Annotated in this window: 17 protein-coding genes and 1 pseudogene; 8 read left to right on the top strand and 10 right to left on the bottom strand. The window is 61.0% G+C overall.

Going from position 1 to position 21,455, the window contains the following annotated elements; genetic code table 11:
* Positions 1-64: 64 nt before the first annotated feature.
* From SC318_RS12740 to SC318_RS12705, 8 genes and pseudogenes are all read right to left on the bottom strand, one after another.
* A complete protein-coding gene (locus SC318_RS12740) occupies positions 65-1,405 on the bottom strand; it encodes a TolC family outer membrane protein (RefSeq protein ID WP_320431085.1) in 1,341 nt (446 codons plus the stop codon).
* Between the two features lie 2 nt (positions 1,406-1,407).
* Complete coding sequence (locus tag SC318_RS12735; protein ID WP_320431084.1) at positions 1,408-2,700, bottom strand: HlyD family type I secretion periplasmic adaptor subunit; 1,293 nt, start codon at positions 2,698-2,700, stop codon at positions 1,408-1,410.
* 91 nt (positions 2,701-2,791) lie between these two features.
* Complete coding sequence (locus SC318_RS12730) at positions 2,792-4,534, bottom strand: type I secretion system permease/ATPase (protein WP_320431083.1); 1,743 nt, start codon at positions 4,532-4,534, stop codon at positions 2,792-2,794.
* Positions 4,535-4,638: 104 nt separating this feature from the next.
* Positions 4,639-4,992, bottom strand: coding sequence for a protease inhibitor Inh/omp19 family protein (locus SC318_RS12725; protein ID WP_320431082.1), 354 nt, complete (start codon positions 4,990-4,992; stop codon positions 4,639-4,641).
* Positions 4,993-5,038: 46 nt separating this feature from the next.
* Positions 5,039-6,472 (bottom strand): serralysin family metalloprotease, encoded by a 1,434-nt coding sequence (locus tag SC318_RS12720; RefSeq protein WP_320431081.1) that lies wholly within the window; start codon positions 6,470-6,472, stop codon positions 5,039-5,041.
* A gap of 400 nt (positions 6,473-6,872) precedes the next feature.
* Positions 6,873-7,952 carry a polyamine ABC transporter substrate-binding protein gene (locus SC318_RS12715; protein WP_320431080.1) on the bottom strand — a complete coding sequence of 360 codons (1,080 nt, stop codon included), beginning with the start codon at positions 7,950-7,952 and terminating at the stop codon, positions 6,873-6,875.
* A 37-nt stretch (positions 7,953-7,989) separates the two neighbouring features.
* A pseudogene (locus SC318_RS12710) lies at positions 7,990-9,395 on the bottom strand (NAD(P)/FAD-dependent oxidoreductase).
* A 49-nt stretch (positions 9,396-9,444) separates the two neighbouring features.
* Positions 9,445-10,254: a helix-turn-helix transcriptional regulator gene (locus SC318_RS12705; RefSeq protein ID WP_320431079.1), complete on the bottom strand. Its 810-nt coding sequence runs from the start codon at positions 10,252-10,254 to the stop codon at positions 9,445-9,447.
* Between the two features lie 254 nt (positions 10,255-10,508).
* On the opposite strand from SC318_RS12705, the gene SC318_RS12700 reads away from it, so the two are divergent.
* The 3 genes from SC318_RS12700 (at position 10,509) to SC318_RS12690 (ending at position 12,101) form a co-directional block, all read left to right on the top strand.
* Positions 10,509-10,781, top strand: coding sequence for a DUF1652 domain-containing protein (locus tag SC318_RS12700; protein WP_320431078.1), 273 nt, complete (start codon positions 10,509-10,511; stop codon positions 10,779-10,781).
* 172 nt (positions 10,782-10,953) lie between these two features.
* On the top strand, positions 10,954-11,262 hold the full coding sequence (locus SC318_RS12695; RefSeq protein ID WP_320427350.1) for a transposase: 309 nt from the start codon (positions 10,954-10,956) through the stop codon (positions 11,260-11,262).
* Positions 11,259-12,101: an IS3 family transposase gene (locus SC318_RS12690; RefSeq protein WP_320431230.1), complete on the top strand. Its 843-nt coding sequence runs from the start codon at positions 11,259-11,261 to the stop codon at positions 12,099-12,101. The genes SC318_RS12695 and SC318_RS12690 overlap by 4 nt, the downstream gene beginning before the upstream one ends.
* 52 nt (positions 12,102-12,153) lie before the next feature.
* Here SC318_RS12690 and SC318_RS12685 read toward each other — a convergent pair whose 3' ends face one another.
* A complete protein-coding gene (locus tag SC318_RS12685) occupies positions 12,154-14,601 on the bottom strand; it encodes a UvrD-helicase domain-containing protein (protein WP_320431077.1) in 2,448 nt (815 codons plus the stop codon).
* Positions 14,602-14,818: 217 nt separating this feature from the next.
* Here SC318_RS12685 and SC318_RS12680 point away from each other — a divergent pair, with 217 nt between their 5' ends.
* Both SC318_RS12680 and SC318_RS12675 read left to right on the top strand, forming a co-directional pair.
* Positions 14,819-15,514 carry a pirin family protein gene (locus tag SC318_RS12680; protein ID WP_320431076.1) on the top strand — a complete coding sequence of 232 codons (696 nt, stop codon included), beginning with the start codon at positions 14,819-14,821 and terminating at the stop codon, positions 15,512-15,514.
* Positions 15,515-15,830: 316 nt separating this feature from the next.
* Positions 15,831-16,763 (top strand): IS110 family transposase, encoded by a 933-nt coding sequence (locus tag SC318_RS12675; RefSeq protein ID WP_320427579.1) that lies wholly within the window; start codon positions 15,831-15,833, stop codon positions 16,761-16,763.
* A gap of 118 nt (positions 16,764-16,881) precedes the next feature.
* Here the strand turns inward: SC318_RS12675 and SC318_RS12670 are convergent, their stop codons facing one another.
* Complete coding sequence (locus tag SC318_RS12670) at positions 16,882-17,652, bottom strand: AraC family transcriptional regulator (RefSeq protein ID WP_320431229.1); 771 nt, start codon at positions 17,650-17,652, stop codon at positions 16,882-16,884.
* 187 nt (positions 17,653-17,839) lie between these two features.
* On the opposite strand from SC318_RS12670, the gene SC318_RS12665 reads away from it, so the two are divergent.
* Genes SC318_RS12665 through SC318_RS12655 form a run of 3 tightly spaced genes read left to right on the top strand, consistent with a single transcriptional unit; the run spans position 17,840 to position 21,388 of the window.
* A complete protein-coding gene (locus SC318_RS12665; RefSeq protein ID WP_320431075.1) occupies positions 17,840-19,465 on the top strand; it encodes an APC family permease in 1,626 nt (541 codons plus the stop codon).
* An 11-nt stretch (positions 19,466-19,476) separates the two neighbouring features.
* Entirely contained in the window at positions 19,477-20,403 is a 927-nt protein-coding gene (locus tag SC318_RS12660; protein WP_320431074.1) for a 4-hydroxyproline epimerase, read from the top strand.
* A 37-nt stretch (positions 20,404-20,440) separates the two neighbouring features.
* A complete protein-coding gene (locus tag SC318_RS12655) occupies positions 20,441-21,388 on the top strand; it encodes a dihydrodipicolinate synthase family protein (RefSeq protein WP_320431073.1) in 948 nt (315 codons plus the stop codon).
* The last annotated feature ends 67 nt before the right edge of the window (positions 21,389-21,455 follow it).

Raw genomic sequence — 21,455 nt, 5'->3', positions numbered from 1 at the left:
GGATTTTCCGGGAGCGCTTCGCACTCCAGCGGGAGCAAGCTCCCTCGCCACAGCAAGCTCGCTCCTACAGTTTTCGATCCGGGCCGAAGGCTTCGTCCACCTTGGCCAGGTCGGTGTCACGCAAGTTGCCCGCGTAGTAGTGCAATTTGGTCCAGGCCATCAGGTAGTCGTACCGCGCCTGGGCGAGGTCGCGGCGGGTGCTGTAGAGCTGCTGCTCGGCATTGAGCGCATCGAGGTTGACCCGCTCGCCGCCAAGGATGCTTTGCTTGGTCGACACCACCAGCGCCTCGGCCGAGGCCAGGGCCTTTTGATAGGCGCGCAGCTTGCTCACCCCCGACAGGCACGCGCTGAACTGGCGGCGCAGTTCGATCAGGGTTTCGCGGGTCTTGCCTTCCAGTTCGTATTCGGCCTGCTCCATGGCGCGACTGGCCTGGCGTGTGGAGGCCGAGATGCCGCCACCGGCGTACAGCGGCACACTGACTTCAACGCCGATGGTGTTGGTGTCGTAGCGCTGGTTGTAGGTGTTGCCGCTGTCGGACTCCTGCTTGCGCGAACTGGCGTAGGCAGTGACTTTCGGCAAATGCCCGGCGCGGTTGCGTTCCACTTCATAGCGCGCCACTTCCAGGGCCTGGCGCTGGGAGGCCAGTGTCGGGTTGTTGCTGATGGCCAGCTCATGCCAGGTGTCGTAATTGGCCGGGGTCAGGGTGAAGGCGGCAAAGCCTTGGTTCAGCGGTGCCAGGTCGTCGATGTTGACGCTTTGCACGCCAATCAACGCGCCCAACTCGCGCAACGACGCATCCTGCTCATCCATGGCCTGGATCTCTTCGGCGGTGGCCAGCTCATAGCGCGATTCGGCTTCGAGGATGTCGGTGCGGGTGCCCTCGCCTTGCTGGAACAGGTGCTGGTTCTGCTGGAACTGCTGCTCGAAGGCTTTCTTCTTGGCGCGGGCGATGTCGATCTGGTCCTGGGCAAACAACGCCTGGGTGTAATAGCTCAACACCCGCACCAACAGCGCCTGGCTCTTGTCGCGAAAGCTTTCATCGGCAAACAGCGCCTGGGCCACGCCCTTGCGGTAGTTGGCATAGGCTTCGTAGTCGAACAGCGGCTGCTGCAGGCTGAAGGTGGAGCCGTAACTGTTGTAGTTGCGGTCGTCGCGGTAGCTGCCACCGCGCCCATCGGGCAGGTGCGCCTCGGAATTGTTGCGGCCCTTGTTGTAGTTGTACGACAGCTTGGGCAGAAGGCCGGCGCGGCCGATGGTGCGGTTTTCCAGGCCGGCGTCGCGCTCCTTGATCGCGCCGAGGAACACCGGGTCATTGCGCAAGGCTTGTTCGTACACATCGAACGGGCCCATGGCGGCGTGTGCACTGGCGCAACTGAACAGCAAGGCGATGAACACAGGTTTCATGCTCATTCCTCGGTCAACGCGGAGCCGGCGCGGTCGAGCAGCGGCTTGAACAGGTAATTGAGCAACGAGCGCTCGCCGGTGCGCACGAACATCTCGGCGGGCATGCCGGGCTTGATCACCAAGCCGTGGAGTTTTTCCAGCGCCGCCTCGCTGACCGTGGTGCGCAGCACGTAATAGGGTGCGCCGGTCTTTTCATCGAGCATCTGGTCAGCCGAAATCAGGCTCACCTCCCCCGGCACCCGTGGCGTGCGGCTCTGGTTGAAGGCGGTGAAGAGGATGTCCACCGGCAAGTGCGTGCCAACCTTGTCCACCAGGTGCACCGGCAGATGCCCTTCCACCTCCAGGCGCGTGCCCTGGGGCACGATCTCCAGCAGGGTTTCACCGGCGCGCACCACGGCGCCTTCGGTGTGCACGCCCAGGTTGACCGCGATGCCATCGGCCGGCGCGTTGATTTCGCTGTGCTGCAGGTCGAACCCGGCGGAGGTGAGTTGCTGCTCCAGGGTCAGGCTGCGCAGTTGCGCATCGGCCAGTTGGCTGCGCACTTCCTTTTGATACTCCTCGCTGTGCTGCTGCAATTTGAGACGCGATTCGACAATGCCCTGCTCCACGCGGCCACTTTCGCCGGCGTTTTGCGCCAGGTCCTGCTGCACCTGGGACAACTGGCGCTGGTAGTCCATCAGCCGGTTGCGCGGGATGTAGCCATTGTCGGCCAGCGGTTGCAGGTTGCTCAGTTGCTCGCGCAGGGATTGCGCCTGGGCGGTGAGGTCGCTGCGGGCACGGCGCATGCCGCCCAGCTGCGACGTGGCGCCATCGATGCTGGCACGGATGCCGGCCTGCTCACGGGCAAAGGCCTCGCGCCGGCTGCTGAACAGTTGGCGTTGGCCTTCGAGCACCAGCGCCAGCGCCGGGTCGGGGTTGCCGCTCAGTTCAGCCGGAAAGCGCACGCCGGGCAGGTTATCGCGCTCGCTCTGCCAGCGGGCAGCGCTGGCCCAGGCCATGCGGTACTGGGCTTGCAGCGATTGCACGTCGGCCTGGTGTTGGGTCTGGTCAAGGCGAAACAGCGGCTGGCCCTGCTTCACCACCTCGCCTTCGCGCACCAGGATCCGGCTGACCACACCGGGGCTGAGGGTTTGCACGGCCTTGCGCTTGCCCGACACCACCACCGTGCCTTGCACCGGGATGCCCTGATCCAGCGGCGCCAGGCTGGCCCAGAGGAAAAAACCACCAGCGCCCACCACGGTCAGCAGCCAGCCCATGCGCACGAAGAAACGTGCGTCGTGTTGTTCGTAAATCATGCAAGTATCCTTACTGCTTGACGCAAAACATGTAGGAGCGAGCTTGCTCGCGAAAAACCCACAAGCACCGTGTGTATCCAATCGGAGCGCGTCATCGTTGACGACTTTCGCGAGCAAGCTCGCTCCTACCGCCGGGTTTTTCCTTCGGTGCCTCCTGCTGGCCGGACAAGGCGCGCAGCACTTCCTGGCTGGGTCCGAACGCCTGCAACTGGCCTTCATTGAGGATCAGCAGCTTGTCGGCCTGGGCCAATGCAGAAGAACGGTGGGTGACCAGCACCACGCTGCTGCCCTGGGCCTTCATCTGCACGATGGCGCTGGCCAGCGCCGCTTCGCCGACGGTGTCGAGGTTGGAGTTGGGCTCATCCAGCACAATCAAGCGCGGGCTGCCATACAGCGCACGGGCCAGGGCCACGCGTTGCTTCTGCCCGCCGGACAGGCCGCCGCCGTTGTCGCCCAGCACGGTGTCGTAGCCTTGGGGCAGGCGCAGGATCAGCTCGTGCACCCCGGCCTGTTGCGCCGCCTTCACGACCAATTCGGGGTCAGCCTGGCGAAAGCGCGCGATGTTGTCGGCGATGCTGCCGCTGAACAGCTCGATGTCCTGGGGCAGGTAGCCGATATACGGGCCGAGGTCGTCGCGGTCCCAACGGTGGATGTCCGCGCCGTCCAGGCGCACGGTGCCTGCCAGGGTCGGCCACACGCCCACCAGCACGCGGGCCAGGGTGGATTTACCCGAGCCCGAGGCGCCGAGCACGCCCAGCACTTCGCCGGCGCCGAGGTTGAAGCTGATGTGATGCAGGCTGGCCAGACGCCGACCGGGCGGCCCGGCGCTGACCTGTTCGAAGCTCACCTGGCCCTTGGGCGCCGGCAACGTCATGTGCTCGCCTTCCGGCGGGAACTCGCGCAGCAGTTCATCGAGGCGCTGGTACGCCAGCTTGGCCGAACTCCACTGCTTCCACACGGCGATCAACTGGTCGATGGGGCTGAGTACCCGGCCCATCAGGATGGACCCGGCAATCATCATGCCCGCGGTCATGTCGCCCTTGATCACCAGCAGCGCGCCGAGGCCCAGCACCAGCGATTGCAGGCACAGGCGCAGGGACTTGCTCAGGGAGGTGATCACCGAGCCGGTGTCGCTGGCCTTGTTCTGCAAACCGAGGAACTGCGAATGCACCGCAAACCAACGCTGACGCAGTGCTCCGAGCATGCCCATGGCCTGGATGGTTTCGGCATTGTGCAAATGGCTGGTGGCCAACTGCGTCGACTGTTGGGAGAAACCGCTGGCTTCGCCCAGCGGTTTTTTGGTCAGGTATTCGTTGAGGCAGGCGAGGCCGATCAGCAGCACTGCCCCGGCGGTGGCCAGTACACCCAGCCACACGTTGAACAGGAAAATCACGAACAGGTAGATCGGAAACCACGGCGCATCGAAAAACGCGAACAGCGCAGGTCCGGTAATGAACTGGCGAATATGGGTCAGGTCGCCCAGGGATTGCCCGGCATGCCCCTGGCCGCGTTGCAGGTTGCGTTCGAACGCGGCCTTGTAGACGCGCAAATTGAAACGTCGCTCCAAAGCGCTGCCGATGCGTATCACGACAAAACTGCGGATAACTTCCAACAGGCCAATAAAGGCAAAGAACCCGACGACCATCAACGTCAACATCATCAGGGTGGTTTCATTCTGGGAGGACAGTACGCGGTCGTACACTTGCAGCATGTAAATCGAGGGCACCAGCATCAACAGGTTAATCAGCGCGGTAAAACAGCCAATGCTGATCAAGATGCTCTTGTATTCACCCAGCGCCTTGAACAAGGGTGCAACGGTATGGGGCTTGGCCATATCTTCTTTATCTTCCCTGAACCCAGTTTTCGCGCAATAGTTGCCCTACCCCCTGAATAAGGAGCGGCCAACTAAAAAATTAAGTTATAAGCTTATAACCGGAACTAAGGCGTGCGTTGCAACACAACTACGGCACCCGATTTAGTCCGCGCCTGATATTCGCCTTCCTTCTGACGATTCAGATGCGTAATCCCGCTGCCTTCGGCATTCATCAGCCAGATACCGTCCGGCGTCGGCGACCAGCTCAGCGGTTCGTCCCCCAGCCATTGCGCCACGCATGCCACATCGCCACCCAGGCGGTTGGCCTGCTCCAGCAGGTCCAGCGCACACACCTGCTCCCCCTGGTGCAACTGCCAATGCCCCGCCAACTGCGCGGTGGTGGGTAAAACAAGACTGCTCGCCATTGCATGGGCTCCTGCCGACACGATCAATAAGGTGAACCATTTGAAACGCTGCATCTTTGGCTCCAGCCTGGAACGCGGCGCCGAAGCGCCGCGCGTTACATCACGCCACGATGTCGCTGGCAGCCGCCTGGCCAACGGTGGTGACGAGGAAATCCGCCACGCCGTGCCCGGAGAAGTCCACCGCCAACGTACCCAGGTTGGTACCCGAGGCGTAGGACAGAACCGCATCGCCGGCATGCCCGGTGAACGCATTGACGAAGGTCACGCCTGCACCCTTGGTGATGCCGGACAGGTCGATCTTGTCGGAACCTGAGGTGAAGTCAAAGATCTTGTCCGCCGCCCCTGGCTTGGAATCGGACACGGCACCGAACACGAACGTGTCGCTGCCTGCGCCGCCCCACAGTTGGTCCGCCCCGCCGCCACCGTAGATGAGGTCGCTACCGGCCCCGCCCTTGATGAGGTTGGCAACCTGGTTACCAATGATCAGGTCGTTGCCCGCGCCGCCGAAGGCATTCTCTACCGTCACGCCCTTGGCAATGGACACGTTGCCCACCAGGCCGCCAACATCGGAGAACGAGGTGGCATTGAGGTTGATCTTCTGGTTTTGGGTAAAACCGGAGAAGTCCAGGGTGTCGTTGCCTCCACCGTCCCATACCGAGAACACCAGCTTGTCGGCGTTGGAGGTGGCGCTGAGGAAATCACGCCCGGTGTTGGAGTTGAAACCGTAGGTGGTGTCACCGGCGCGAGTGTTGAAGTTGGCACCGTAGAGCTTCTGAATCGCGGCGATGTCGTCGATCAGCGGCCCCGACGCATAGGCTTCGACCCCGCCTTTGCTGAAGTTCTGGTTGGTGTTGCTCTCGCTCCAGTAACTCATGACGCTATAGCCACGCGTGTCCTGTCCATAGGTCGCGTCGTTGTAGGTCGGGTTGCCATTCCCGGCGTTGTAGTCGCCAGGGTGAGCCAGGCCCAGGGTGTGGCCGATTTCGTGGGTCAGGGTCTGCCGGCCATAGTTGTTCAGGTCCGGGGTCTTGTTCGGCGTGTAGCTGCTGTTGGTGAGGTACCACGAGGTGCCGTCGTAGCCTGCGCCGGTACCGGGCAGGTAAGCGAACGCCGCCGCGCCGTCCTGGCCACCGCTGTAGTTGCCGAAGGTCATGTGTGCGTCACCGCCGGAAGCCTTTTCGGTAAAGGTCACGTTGGCGACGTCCGACCAGGATTGCATGGCCAATGCGGCCTGTGCTTTCTGCTGGGCGTTGAATTGGCTGAAGCCCGAGATGCCATGTTTGTTCATGGTGCTCTGGGTAGCCGAGGTGAGGAAGGTGTAGGTCAGATCGATCTTGCCGTTGCCATCAGCGTCCCGATACGCGGCACCGTCCCGCAGCAGCTGGGTCGCTGCCTGGTCCACGCTGTAGGACGGTTTGCCATTGACCGTAAGGTTGCCACCACGGTCATACAAATGGCTGAAGCTATCGATTTGCGAGTAAGCAGTGCTGGCTTGCGCGGCAGATACAATAGCCTTGTCTTTTACTTTTGACATAAACGTACTTCCTTGTTTGCAAGTGCATCAGTCTTTGTTCGATAGGAACCTCGCGGGCGAGGATAGTCCTATCACTCACCTCTTTTGAAGGCGTAAGAAAACTGACACAACTTGAAATCTTTCGTCTACACATATTTCAGTAGCCAAAAGCTGACCCGAATTCAACTTGATGAAGTCCCCGCGCAGTGTTTGTTGGGCACTGTTGTGTTTGCGGCCCGGAATCGGGCCGAGAGATATTTAAATATTAAATACACGTTAAGCCGCTCTAGTGAGCACCCCACTGAAATAAGGGATCCAATATATTGTCATGGTGTCATTAGCGACATTAAAGAGCCACTACTTGAACTATTAACTGCCTTGTCCCCTGTTACCGGGACATCGGGCCGAGTTAAACCTGTGCTTATCGTCCAGTGCGGATGGTATTCCACACCCGTGTACGAATCCGGTCGATATTCAAAGGCATGGCCTGCAGCGCAAACAACTTGCCCATCATTTCCGGGCTTGGGTAGACCTTGGTGTCCGCCTTGATCGCCGGGTCCACCAGGCTGTCGGCCGCCAGGTTGCCGTTGGCGTAATGCACGTAGTTGGTGATGCTGGCCATCACCTCCGGGCGCAGCAGGTAGTTCATGAATGCGTAGCCGGCCTGTTCGTTTGGCGCGTCGGCGGGCATGGCGACCATGTCGAACCAGATCGCCGCGCCTTCCCGGGGAATGTTGTAGCCGATGTTCACGCCGTTCCCGGCTTCCCTGGCGCGGCTTTCTGCCTGCAGGATGTCACCGGAAAAGCCCACGGCCACACAGATGTCGCCGTTGGCCAGGTCCGCGGTGTATTTGGAGGAGTGGAAATAGGCCACGTAAGGCCGCACTTTCATCAGCAAGTCTTCGGCCTTCTTGTAGTCCTCGGCCTTTTTGCTGTGGTGCGGCAAGCCCAGGTAGTTCAGCGCCGCCGGCAGCAGCTCCGGGCCGTTGTCGAGGATGGCTACCCCGCACTTCTGCAGCTTGGCCATGTTTTCCGGCTTGAAGACCAGGTCCCAGGAATCCACCGCAGCGTTGTCGCCCAATACCGCCCTGACCTTGTCGATGTTGTAGCCGATGCCGGTGCTGCCCCACAGGTAGGGAAAACCGTGGGCATTGCCCGGGTCGTTGCTTTCCAGGGCCTTGAGCAGCACCGGGTTGAGGTTTTTCCAGTTGGGCAGCTGGCGCTTGTCGAGGGCCTTCAGCGCCCCGCCCTGGATCTGCCGGGCCATGAAGTGGTTGGAGGGGAACACCACGTCATAGCCGGATTTGCCAGTCATCAACTTGCCATCGAGGGTTTCGTTGCTGTCGTAGACGTCGTAGGTAAAACCGATGCCGGTTTCTTTCTGAAAATCGCGCGTGGTGTCCGGCGCGATGTAATCCGACCAGTTGTAGATCTTTACCGTCTCGGCGGCCTGGCTGACAGCGGCTACCCACATCAAGGGCAACAGGGCAATGACTTTCATGGTTGGGTTTCCTGGCGGTGTTTGGGAGTGGAACGGCTCAGTGCATGAAACCTTCCATGAAGCCCGCCAAGCCGGTCGCCAGCTTGCGGCGCCAGGGGGCGGTATTGGGGTTGGCCAATACCTGGTCTTCATGAACGAAACTTTGGATGATCGCGTTGTAGCCCAGCCAGCGGCAGGGTTCAGGCTCCCAGGCTTTCAACGCCTTGAGCCCACGTTCGCGAATCACCCAGGGCTGGTGGATCAGGGGTGTGTCAAGGCCCAGGATCAGGTCGGCCAGGGTGCGCCCCCCAGATTGCTGGCACCGACACCTTCCCCGCCATACCCGCCGGACAGCGCGATACCGGTCGCGGGATCGCAGAGCATGTGGGGGCGAAAGCGGCGTGACATGCCGAGGTTGCCACCCCAGGAATGGGTAATCCGCGCCTTCTTGAGCTGTGGGAAAAGTTCACCGAACAGGTAACGACGCAGCGCTACTTCACTGTCGGTCAAGTCGAAGCCATGCCGCAGCTGGCCAGCGAACTGATAGCCACCGCGTGCGCCGAACACCAGCCGATTGTCCCGCGTACGCTGGCCATAAGTGACCTGCCGACTGCTCTCGCCAAATGCCTGGCCGTGGTTCAGGCCGATCTCGTCCCAGGCACTGGCGGACAACGGTTCGGTGGCGACCATCAAGCTTTGCACCGGCAGTTGGTAACGGCCCAGTGGTGGCAAGGTTGTGGCGTAACCCTCGACCGCCGGCACCACCCAGGTGGCGCGCACAGCGGCCTTGGCGGTGCGCAGCGCGCCGGATTGCCAATGGGTCACCGGGCTGTTTTCGTGAAGGCTCACGCCCATGCCTTCAACCACACGCGCCAGGCCACGCACCAGTTTGGCCGGGTTGATGGTCGCCACATGAGGCGCATGGATACCCCCGTAAGGTTTGGCGATGCGGATCTGTTCGGCCAGTTGTTGAGGGCTCAGCCAGCGGTAGTCGGCTTCGGTGAGGCCTTGGGCGTAGAGTTTGTCGAGGTAACGGCGCAGGCTGCCCTCCTGCTCCGGGTAGCGCGCCGCGCAGTACAGCGCGCCCCCTTTGCGATAGTCACAATCGATGCCTTCGCGGGCCAGCACCTGGGCCACTTCTTCGGGAATACCGTGCAGCAGGTCGAATGAGGCGCGACGCTGTTCGGGCGCAAGCCCCGCCAGCAGGCGATCTTCGCCAAGCAGGTTGCCCATCAGCCAGCCGCCGTTGCGGCCGGACGCACCAAAACCGGCGGTTTGCGCTTCGATGATTGCGATCTTCAACTGCGGCGCCTGGCGCTTGAGGTAATAGGCGGTCCAGAGGCCCGTGTAGCCGGCGCCGATAATGGCCACGTCGACGTCCAGGTCATGTTCCAGACACGGCCGCGCCTGCAACGGGTCGTCCAGTTGATCCATCCATAAGCTGATCGTGCGCCAGGCCTGCATGCCCTGTTCCCCTGCCTCGTTTCGATAGGGTCGATCCTAGAGCGCGGCCTTATTGGCTGTCTTGCGCGCGTGCACGCAGAGAAATTTGTTTGACGTAGGCCTTGGGCGATTGGCCCGTGTGCTGGCGAAAAGCGCTATAGAACGCCGACAACGAATTGAAGCCGGCGGCAAAAGCCAGCTCGTCGACCTTGATTGGTTGCGCCGCGTGCTCCAGCGCCGCCAGCAGGTGCTGAAGCCGGGCCTGGTTGACGTAACGGTAGAAGCTCTGCCCCAGCACTTGATTGAGCAGATAGGAAATCTGATTGCGGCTGTAGCCACATTCCCTGGCGACGCGCTGAAGGTCCAGCTCCGGGTCCAGGTAGGGTTGCTGCTGTTGGAAATACTGCTGCAGATCGTTGGCCATATGCCCTAATTGCTGGGGCGAAAGACCCAGGCGGCTGACCGTGGGGCGCAGGGCCCGGGTGGGCTGCTCGTGCACCAGCGAAGCGTATTCGTTGACGCGCCAGATCAGCCCATCGCGCACGGTGATGGCCTCACTGGTGCGAAAGGACACCAACCCCTGGCCGCCGCGCAACGTGATGCGGTACTGGATAAAAGCCGTATCGCCGTCGGCACGAATGCGGTCGGTGTGCTCAATGGCCTCGTCAGCCCCGCGTGGCATGCTGGCTTGCAGGTACTGGCGCAGTTCAGCGTAAACCACCACTCGGTTCTGGAAGAAGTCGTGGTACTGAATCTCGGGATGGTAATAGCTCATCACCCCGTCCAGGTCGCGATGGCGCCAGCACAGGTGATGGCGCAGGACCAGTTCGCGGGTAGCGCGGGTCGTGTGGCGATCATCATCCGGGGCGAGGTCGGGCATACACGGCTCTACGGTGGGATAAGCGCTTGAGAGTGCCGAAAGTGAACGGCGTGTTCAATGGCCAACGGCGACTTCTGGCTGATGGCCATTAGCCTGATCCAAAACAGGACTTGATCCAGGTCAATGCCCGGTGAAGAACTGCCGAACGGGCCTGAAAAAGTCGCCGCGCACTTGCGAACGAATGCTATTTTGAATGTACGACGCCATGACCATTGAAGGTCCTGGCCCCTGCCGCGAGCTAAAGGAAGCGCTCAATGAACCAGGTAGGCAACATGAACAAAGTCACCTTCCCCAACGCATGCCAGTTGATGCGCTGGCATTTTCATCCGATGGGCTTCGAGGGGAGTATGGACGCCCCCGGCAGCATGGTAGCCCGCCTGTTCGACCGTTCCAGCGGCGAGACGCTGATCGCTATTGCCGGCATCCCCTGCGCCACCGTGATGAACGCCGCCGATGTGGAGCGCATCATCGAGGCGGTGGAAGATGAGCTGGAGTGCTTTGTGCCGCCTCTGTCGTTGCGGGCCTGATCGAGGCCCCAAAGCTGTGAGATCAACTGTGGGAGGGGGCTTGCCCCCGATAGTGTTGGGTCAGCCACTGAAAGGTCGGATGGCACACCGCCATCGGGGGCAAGCTGAACTGGCCTAATGATCCCGGACACCTCTTAAGGGCGATATGATTCGCCCAATCAGGAGGTTCCGAATGCAACAGCGAAAGACCTATACCCACGAGTTCAAGCAACGTGCTGCAAGCATGGTTCTTGATGATAACTGCTCAGTTCCCGACGTCTGCGCATCGATGGACGTTGGCCCTACGGCTCTGCGCCGCTGGGTTGATCAGGTTCGTAAAGAACGTCACAAAGGGCAGCCAGTGGCAGGTACCAAGGCTATCAGCGACGAACAGCGAGAGCTTCAACAGCTACGAGCCAAGATCAAGCGCCTGGAGACTGAGGCTGAAATCTTAAAAAAGGCTACGGCTCTCTTGATGTCGGATCCCGATCGTTTTTCCTGATCGAGGAACTGAGGGAGTCGAGTTCATATCCGACCAGCCTGCTTTGCAGTGCGCTAGGCGTTTCTCGCAGCGCGTTTTATGACTGGATTAAGCGTCGCTCAGCACCGAATGCCGAGCGTGACGCGCTTAGAGCAAAAGTCGTGCAATTGCATGTCGAAAGCCGGGAAAGTGCAGGCGCACGGATGATCTCTCAGCGCCTGAAGGCCCAACAGATCAAGGCGGGAAGGTATTTAGTTGCAAAGCTCATGGCGGAGGCAAATCTGGCCAGCAAACAGCGTCGCCGCCATCAGTATCGCTCTAGAGGCGTCGAAGCATTTGTGGCCAAGAACCTGCTCGAGCGTAACTTCGAGCCAACCGCAATTAATCAGGTCTGGTGCGGCGACGTTACCAGCCTGATGGTTGGGAAACGCTGGTATCACTTGGCAGCGGTGATTGATCTGTTCGCCCGCCGAATCGTTGGCTGGGCGTTTTCTCTGATCAATGACGCCAACCTGGTTAGCAGGGCGCTGAGAATGGCGGTGGAGGTTCGAGGCAAACATGCAGGCTTGATGTTTCATTCAGATCAAGGCTGCCAATACACCAGCCAGCTCTTTCAGTCCGAGCTGCTGGAGCATGGAATAACGCAAAGCATGAGCCGCAGGGGGCAGTGCTGGGACAACGCGCCAACAGAGCGTTTCTTCGGGACGCTCAAATCAGAGTGGGTGCCCACCAAAGGCTATACGACAGTTGAAGAAGCCAAGCAGGATATGACCCGCTTTTTCATGCGATACAACCGAATCAGGCTCCACAGCTACAACAACTACCTGTCGCCAATAGCCATGGAGCAGGAGGCGGCTTGATCACCGTAACCGGTGTCCGGAAAAACTTGACCAGAACAAGCCCCCTCCCACATTAACCGCGCTGATCGTCGAAAAACGCTTTCCTGCCGTCCACCCGCTCCGACGCCCTTAGCACATTCACCGCCTGGCCTTCGGGCTTTTCCACATACCAGTAACAGTGGCTTGCCGCTCGGGTGATACCGACGTAGGCCAGACGCAGCACTTCGTCTTTTTGTGCGTTGTCGTACGCCTCGCTGTCGCCTTCCTTGCCCAGGCCCGCCAGGCGGTAGACCTGGTTCTTGTAGGGCGAGCTGGTGAGGTGCTGGCAGTCACCCAGTAGAAAGACGGAATCGGCCTGCAGGCCCTTGGCGCTGTGGTAGGTCAGCTGTTTGAGCCTTCGCGCCTGGGGCGGCAAGCTAGAATCCAGATTAACTACAGCCTGAATATGCTCGTGTATCAATAACTTATCGCTGCTTTTTCGATACAGCATTAGCACCGTATCGCCCTGCTGGTAGCGTTCGAGTAACTGCCGGGCCAGTGCGGCGTCGTCGCGTTCGCGCACTATCACGGGCACCAATGGCTTGGGTTCGCCGCAGGCCTTCGCCTTCTTGCCGGGGATGGCCGGTGCACTGCGCACGATGTGCTCGGCCGCGTCGATGATGTGTTGGTGGCTGCGGTAATTCTCACCCAGCATCACGCGGGTGGTGCTCGGCGATGGGAACTCCTTGTTGAATTCCATGAAGTACTGGGGCGAGCTGCCGCGCCAGCCGTAGATCGACTGCCAGTCGTCCCCCACGCACAGCAATGACGAACGCTGGGCCCCACGCCCGACGTGCATGGCCGGGCCGCGACTGCGGATTTCCCGCAGGCTGGCGCGAATCCACGAGACGATCTGCGGTGAAACGTCCTGGAACTCGTCGATCATCAGGTGTGACATCGGCCGCAGCAGCGGATCGCTGAGCAGCTTGAGGTTCTCCGGGGTATTTTCGCCAAATAACGAGAACATGCGGTTGTAGGTCATGATCGGTGGCGACTGATCAAGCAAGTGGTCTTCCAGGGCTTTCCAGAAAATACCCAGGGCTTCAAAGAACAAGCGGTCAGGATCGTCCTTGGGGAAACTCATCCCGCCTACCGCGGTGGGCACATCCAACCCAAGGTTCTCGATAAAGCCAGCGGCCATGACAAAGCTGTCCAGCAGCGGCGCCGAAGCCAGCTCACCCTTGACCTTGTAATCGAACCCAGGCCCTGCCGTGGCGTCGCCTGCCAGGCTACTTAACAATCTTCTTGAAGATTCGTAACCATCCAACCATATCAAAGGCTTACGACAGAAAGCTTGAAACAGGGTGCGCTTCACCGCCCATTCTGCGCGCACTGACAACTTCGAATTCGGTCGGTTGATCTGGGCGTTTTCCCGCGGATCAAAGCCCAGCACTACCCACGCATCCAGCTCAGGGATATAGCCATGGCAGTGGAACTGCGCGCCGTTGATCTCGACCCGCTGCCGGTTCGGCTCGATCCCCTGGATAGGCCAGGCGCCGGCACGAAACCACAGATCCTCGATGACATCACAGAGTTCTTCATCGCGTTTGGCCGCCAGCTCCGTTACCGCTGCGCGTTTCTGCACATCCGGATGATCGCGCTCCAGTTCCTTGAGCTGCAGCCCGTGACGCGCCAGCGGTGCGATCAGCTCGCGAAACCGCGCATGGCGGCCATGCAAACGGTGATAGCAGGCGTTCATCTGTTGGCGCTGGGCGTCGTTGATGCGCAGGTCGAACGGGTTGCTGTCGGCGTCTTCGAACCCGGCACTGAGGTTCTCGAACGCCTGCAGCCGCTCAAAGCCCGGCAGGCTGCGCACCATCGGCAGGATGCGCGAGTGAAAGGTGCGCACCACCGCCTGGGCTTCTTTCTGGTCGAGGGGTTGGCCCCACAGGGTGAGGATGTTCATGAGCTTATTGATGAAGTCTTTGCGCGACTCACGGGTGAAGGTCACCACCGTCATCGAACTCAGCTCAAAGCCCAGGTAGTGAGTCAGCAGCAGGATACGCAGCACCAGCGAGGTGGACTTGCCCGCGCCTGCACCGGCAATTACCGAGGTGGACGGCGTGTCGCTGAAGATCATCTTCCACTGCGCGGCGCTGGGCTGGGCGTGGGCAGGCAATAAACGTGCAACGTCGGCCTTCATGCGCTTTTTGATTTCAGGGGTGAGCGGCAGTCGCCAATCGTCGAACAGGCTGTCATCAATGCCGGGAGCACGGTGTTCATCGCTGCGAAAATCGCGAATCAGCAGGACCTGCCGGCCTTCCTCCAACCCCTCTGCCTTGCCTTCGCGGTAACCGTACTCCACCCCGGCTTCATGCCCGCTGCGAAAACCGTCGGCCTGGCCATGCAGCCAGGAGAACCGGTGCTGCGCGCGCAAACGCGTGAGGCCGTGGCCGAACAGGCGCGCAGCGAGCCGCTTCAACAACGGCATTTCAGCCAGAGGGCGCAGTTCAGGGGGCAGATCAGGCTGTGGGTGCGGCACGCGGACTCCTGCGATGAGCTTGGTTTTAACGGTGCGCCATGGTCGCCGGAATCGCCGCTCAGTTCCAGCCAAATGCTTTGATGTCATGCAGTTAGGCGATGAAGTGAATGTTAATGCCCTTATTTATCATCGAATAAACAGATAGGAATCAGGCATTTTTTACGCTTTTTATCGATCATGCGCTGCTGGATCATAGGGCTATCAACAGGAGACGATCATGCTTGAACTTCGACCTTTCAACACTCTGGGCGGCGCCCACCATGGCTGGCTCGATGCCCATCACCATTTTTCATTCGCCGAATACCATGATCCCGAGCGCATGCACTGGGGCAACCTGCGGGTGTGGAACGACGACATCATTGCGCCGGGCAGCGGCTTCCCGCAGCACGCGCACCGCGACATGGAAATCATCACCTACGTGCGTGAAGGCGCGATCAGTCACGCCGACAACCTTGGCAACAAGGGCCGTACCGAGGCCGGTGATGTGCAAGTAATGAGCGCCGGCACCGGCATCGCCCACAGCGAATACAACCTGGAAGCCACGCCTACCAAGATCTTTCAGATCTGGATCATCCCCAATGAGGCCGGGTTGCCGCCCTCCTGGGGCGCCAAACCGTTTCCACAGGGTGAGCGCGAAGGTTTCGTGACCCTGGCCAGCGGTAAGGCCGGCGATGCGCAAAGCCTGCGTATTCGGGCCGACGCGCGCCTGGTGGCGGCCAATCTGAAGGCAGGCGAAAGTGCCGAATACCGCCTCGACAGTGGGCGCCGTGCGTACCTGGTGCCCGCAACGGGCGTGATTGAAGTCAATGGTTTGCGTGCGCAAGCGCGAGACGGTGTGGCGGTTGCCGATGAGCAGGTGCTGCGGGTGACCGCGATTGAAGACAGCGAGATCGTGCTGGTCGACCTGGCCTGATCTCAAACCTTGCAGGTATTCAATGTGGGAGGGGGCTTGCCCCCGATAGCGGTGGGTCAGTCAATGATGATATCGACTGAGCTACCGTCATCGGGGGCAAGCCCCCTTGTGTCTTGAGCCAGGATTAGACTGAGGGTGAGAGCGGTGAGTAGCAAGCTGAATGCCCCGAGTGCTTAAAGCACGTGTGGGAGCCCACGCTGCTACTCACCTCTCCGCTCTGGACATGAGCCCGAACAGTTGAACGAGCCCACCTCGAACAGTTACAAGCGTGGGCCAAGCCAGAGCGCTCTCACATTAAGTGTAAGAGGATTTGGCTATGTTTTCCTATCCAGCAGGTATTGATGTTTCCAAGGACAGCCTTGAGGCTCGAGTTAATCAGGTTGACGTTGGGGTAAATTGCGCTAACGCCGAAGAAGATTTCCCTGGGTTGATTGGGTGGCTATTGCTTCACCAGGTTGGTCGCGTGGTATTGGAGGCTACTGGCGGTTATGAGCGCAAAGTCATGAAGGCGCTTCAGGCTGCGGGCCTTGATGTCATCTGCATCAATCCGCACCGAGCCAAGAGTTTTTCCAGGGCGATGGGCAAACAAGCCAAAACCGACCCGATAGACGCAAAGTCTCTTGCGCACTATGCAGCTGTTCTAGACTCGCCAAGCGCCCGAGTTACAAGCCCGGAGCACGATAAGCTGCGCGCGTTGGTCCAGCAGCGGGAGCATTTTGTTCAGCAAAGAGATGACGACAGACGACGCCTGAAAACAGCTTCCTGCGATGCGGTAAAGCCTGCATTACAGAACCATATCGACTATTTGACCGTGGCAGTGGAGGCGATAGATCAACTGATTCGTCAAAGTGCGAACGAGTTAGATAGCGAAAAGGTGGCTCGACTGTGTTCAGTCAAAGGAATCGGGCTGGTTACTGCCACCAGTCTTATGGCTTACCTGCCTGAGCTGGGAGAGATTGGAGGGCGCCCTATCGCGGCACTAGCGGGCCTCGCTCCGTACAACAACGACAGCGGAAGGCATAAAGGTGCACGCCATATTAGTGGCGGAAGGTTTTCAGCCCGTCGCTCACTTTACATGGCCTGTTGGGTGGTTATCCGTGACCAGCCAGAATTCGGGACTCGATATAAGGCGCTACGTGATAAAGGGAAATGCGCCAAAGTCGCGTTGATCGCCTGTATGCGCGTTTTGTTGGTACGTCTGAACGCGATGCTGCGTGACCGCACTGAATGGAAAGAGCGCACCGATTAGCTCGGTAGCAGCAATTTCCTTCAGCATTGCACGGCCTAAGCTGTGGGAGCTTTGCTGCCTATGAAAATGACTTCTGAATTGAATCCAATAAGACAGTTGCTCCCACATTGGATAGCAGCTATATCAAGCCTTGCGTCGCCTGCCGGTACTGCCTGGGCGTGAACCCTGTCGACGCCTTGAACTGTCGGGTGAACGCGCTGTGGTCGGTGTACCCGCACTGCAACGCCACCTCGGTGATCGGCAGTTCGCTGTGCAGCAATCGATGGGCATGCTCCAGCCGTACCTTCTGGATCATTTGGCGGGGCGTGAGGTGGAACACGCGCTTGCAGTAACGCTCCAGCTGCGCCACGGAAATGCCGGCGATGCGCGTCAGCTCACCGAGGGTGACGCGGCGGTTGAAGTGGGTGCGGATATGCTCGTCCACCGCTGCCAGGCGCTGGTAGGCAGGATGGGTTTCGCTGGCCGATTGCAGGTCGACCGAAATGCCGGCCAGGCCGATGATAGTGCCACTCTCGTTATACAGCGGCCATTTGTGCGTCAGGCACCAGCCCGGTTCGCGGCTGCCGTAGAGGTGCAGCTCAAGCTGGTCTTCCAGCACCAGACCCTCCTGCAGCACCCGTCGGTCCTGCTCGGTATAGCCTGGCCCCAGTTGCGCGGGGAACACCTCGGCGCTGGTCTTGCCCAGCAGCGGTTGCAGTTGCCGCAGGCCGCAGCGCTGCACCAGGGTGCGGTTGGCGAGCACGTAGCGGGCGTCGATGTCCTTGATGAAAATCGCCGCGTTGGGGATCACGTCCAGCAGCGGCAACAGCTGCACCGCGCCGGTCAGCAATTGCTCGATGCTGTGGGGGCGACTGCCCTGGAAAAGACTCGCAAACACCTGCTGCACCATGACCTTCATCGCCCGCTTCAGCCCCTGACGCCACGCAGATTGCCCCATGCCCGCGACGCTGTCGAGCGCCGGCCATTGTGCTGAATTCGTCATCCATCCCACCGCAAAACATCAATCGCCGCCCGCCCATCGGGTTCACGATAACGCCACTGCATGCCTATCCAATAACTCACAAGAAGGCGCCGCTATGTCAGGCCAAGGCAAGTTCAAGAAACAGCTGTCACTGATGGACCTCACCTTTATCGGGCTGGGGGCCATCTTCGGTTCGGGTTGGTTGTTCGCCGCCAGCCATGTCTCTGCCATCGCCGGTCCCGGCGGGATTATTTCCTGGCTGATCGGCGGGTTCGCGGTGCTGTTGCTGGGCATTGTCTACTGCGAACTCGGCGCCGCCCTGCCCCGCGCCGGTGGCGTGGTGCGTTACCCGGTGTATTCCCACGGCCCGCTGCTGGGCTACCTGATGGGCTTTATCACGCTGATCGCGTTTTCCAGCCTGGTGGCGATTGAAGTGGTCGCCTCGCGCCAATACGCCGCGGCGTGGTTTCCCGAGCTGACCAAGGCCGGCTCCAGCGACCCGACCACCCTGGGCTGGCTGGTGCAGTTTGCCCTGCTGTGCCTGTTCTTCATCCTCAACTACCGCAGCGTGAAGACCTTCGCCATCGCCAATAACCTGGTGAGCGTGTTCAAGTTCATCGTGCCATTGCTGGTGATCGGCGTGCTGTTCACCTTTTTCAAGCCGGCGAATTTCCAGCTGCATGGTTTTGCGCCGTTCGGGCTGTCGGGCATCGAGATGGCGGTGTCGGCCGGCGGGGTGATCTTCGCCTACCTGGGCCTGACGCCGATCATTTCGGTGGCCAGTGAAGTAAAGAACCCGCAACGCACCATCCCGATTGCGTTGATCCTTTCGGTGCTGCTGTCGACGGCAATCTACGTGCTGTTGCAAACCGCGTTCCTGGGCGGCGTGCCCACCGAGATGCTCGCCAATGGCTGGGCCGGGATCAGCAAGGAACTGGCGCTGCCCTATCGCGATATCGCCCTGGCACTCGGCGTGGGCTGGCTGGCCTACCTGGTGGTGGCCGATGCGGTGATCTCCCCCAGCGGCTGCGGCAACATCTACATGAATGCCACCCCGCGCGTGGTGTATGGCTGGGCGCAGACCGGCACTTTCTTCAAGATTTTCACCCGCATCGATGAAAAGTCCGGCATTCCACGCCCGGCATTGTGGCTGACGTTTGGCCTGTCGGTGTTCTGGACCCTGCCGTTCCCGTCCTGGGAAGCGCTGATCAACGTGGTCTCGGCCGCGCTGATCCTGAGTTACGCCGTGGCCCCGGTAACGGTCGCCGCGCTGCGCCGCAATGCACCGCAGCTGGCGCGCCCGTTCCGGGTCAAGGGCATGGCGGTACTCGGCCCGCTGTCGTTCATCATCGCCGCGCTGATTGTGTACTGGTCGGGCTGGAGCACGGTGTCCTGGTTGCTCGGTCTGCAAATCCTGATGTTCGTGGTGTACCTGCTGTGCGCACGCTGGGTGCCCACCGCCCACCTGAATCTCAAGCAACAAGTGCGCTCGTCGGCCTGGCTGATCGGCTTCTACGCGCTGACCATTCTGCTCTCCAAACTCGGCAGTTTTGGCGGCATCGGCCTGATCAGCCATCCGTTCGACACCGTCGCCGTGGCGGTCTGCGCCCTGGGCATTTACTACTGGGGCGCCGCCACCGGCGTACCGGCCCACCTGGTGCGCCTGGAAAGCGAAGACGATGAAAGCGAAGCCGTCAGCGACGAGCGCTACAGCACCCCGCTCTCTGCGGCCACTCACTGATGGAGCCTTGCATGAAACGCCTGCACGTCATTGACTCCCACACCGGCGGCGAACCCACCCGCCTGATCATGAACGGCTTCCCCGCGCTGGCGGGCGCCACGATCGCTGATCAACTTGAGGATCTGCGCAACCACCATGACCAATGGCGCCGCGCCTGCCTCTTGGAACCGCGTGGCAACGATGTACTGGTGGGCGCGCTGTACTGCGCGCCGGTCACTCCCGGCGCGACCTGTGGCGTGATTTTCTTCAACAACGCCGGCTACCTCGGCATGTGCGGCCACGGCACCATCGGCCTGGTCGCCTCGTTGCATTACCTGGGGCTTATCGAGCCTGGCGTGCACACCGTCGACACACCGGTAGGCCCGGTGGCGGCCACGCTGCACGACGACGGCGCGGTGACGCTGCGCAACGTCCCGGCCTATCGCTATCGCCGACAAGTCAGCGTGGACGTGCCCGGCCATGGCCGGGTGGCGGGTGATATCGCCTGGGGCGGCAACTGGTTCTTCCTGGTCTCCGACCACGGCCAGGCGTTGCAGATGAGCAACGTGGACGCCCTCACCGACTACACCTGGGCCATGCTCAAGGCCCTTGAAGCCCAGGGTATCCATGGCGCAGACGGCGCACTGATCGACCACATCGAACTGTTCGCCGATGACGCCGATGCCGACAGCCGCAACTTCGTGATGTGCCCCGGCAAGGCCTATGACCGCTCCCCCTGCGGCACCGGCACCAGTGCCAAGCTTGCCTGCCTGGCCGCCGACGGCACCCTCAGCCCCGGCGAGCTTTGGATACAGGCCAGCATCACCGGCAGCCAATTCCAGGCCCGCTATGAATGGGACAGCGAACGCGTGCGCCCCTTCATCACCGGCCGCGCCCACATGACCGCCGACAGCACCTTGCTGATCGACGAGCAGGACCCTTTTGCCTGGGGCATCTGAGCCCCTTCTCATACTCAAGTACCAAGGAGTCAGCACCATGAGCGACAACATTTTCACCGGCTGCATGCCCGCCCTGATGACGCCGTGCACCCCGGCGCGCAAACCGGACTTCGATGGCCTGGTGGCCAAGGGTCGCGAGCTGATCGATATCGGCATGAGCGCCGTGGTGTATTGCGGCTCCATGGGCGACTGGCCGCTGCTCACCGAAGCCGAGCGCCAGGAAGGCGTGGCGCGCCTGGTGGCCGCCGGTGTGCCAACCATCGTCGGCACCGGCGCGGTCAACAGCCGCGAGGCCGTTGCCCACGCCGCGCATGCGGCCAAGGTCGGCGCGCAGGGCTTGATGGTGATTCCGCGCGTGCTGTCCCGTAGCGCCTCCGCCACCGCACAAAAGGCCCACTTTGCGGCGATCCTCAACGCGGCGCCCAACCTGCCGGCGGTGATCTACAACAGCCCGTACTACGGTTTCGCCACCCGCGCCGAGCTGTTCTTCGAACTGCGCCGCGAGCACCCGAACCTGATCGGTTTCAAGGAATTCGGCGGCGGCGCCGACCTGCGCTACGCGGCGGAAAACATCACCTCCCAGGACGATGATGTGACCCTGATGGTTGGTGTCGACACCCAAGTGGTGCACGGCTTCGTCAATTGCAACGCCACCGGCGCCATCACCGGCATCGGCAACGCGCTGCCGCGGGAAGTGCTGCAACTGGTGGCCTTGAGCAAAAAAGCCGCCAGTGGCGACGCCAAGGCCCGTCGCCAGGCGCGCGAGCTGGAAGCGGCGCTGGCGGTGCTGTCGTCCTTCGATGAAGGCTGCGACCTGGTGCTGTATTACAAGCACTTGATGGTACTCAATGGCGACCAGGGTTATGCGCTGCATTTTAACGAAACCGATGTACTCAGCGACGCTCAGCGCCGCTATGCCGAGCAGCAGTACGCGCTGTTCCGCCAGTGGTACGCCAATTGGTCGGCTGAGCAGAACGTCGACTGATCGCTGTGGCGAGGGCGCTTGCTCCCGCTGGTTGTGTAGCGGCCGCAGGCTTTATTGGGGTGCGCTG

The sequence above is a fragment of the Pseudomonas sp. MUP55 genome, from assembly GCF_034043515.1.
Classification (GTDB): Bacteria; Pseudomonadota; Gammaproteobacteria; order Pseudomonadales; family Pseudomonadaceae; genus Aquipseudomonas.
The sequence above is the reverse complement of the archived record's forward strand: the minus strand, read 5'-3'. Positions and strand labels throughout refer to the sequence as shown.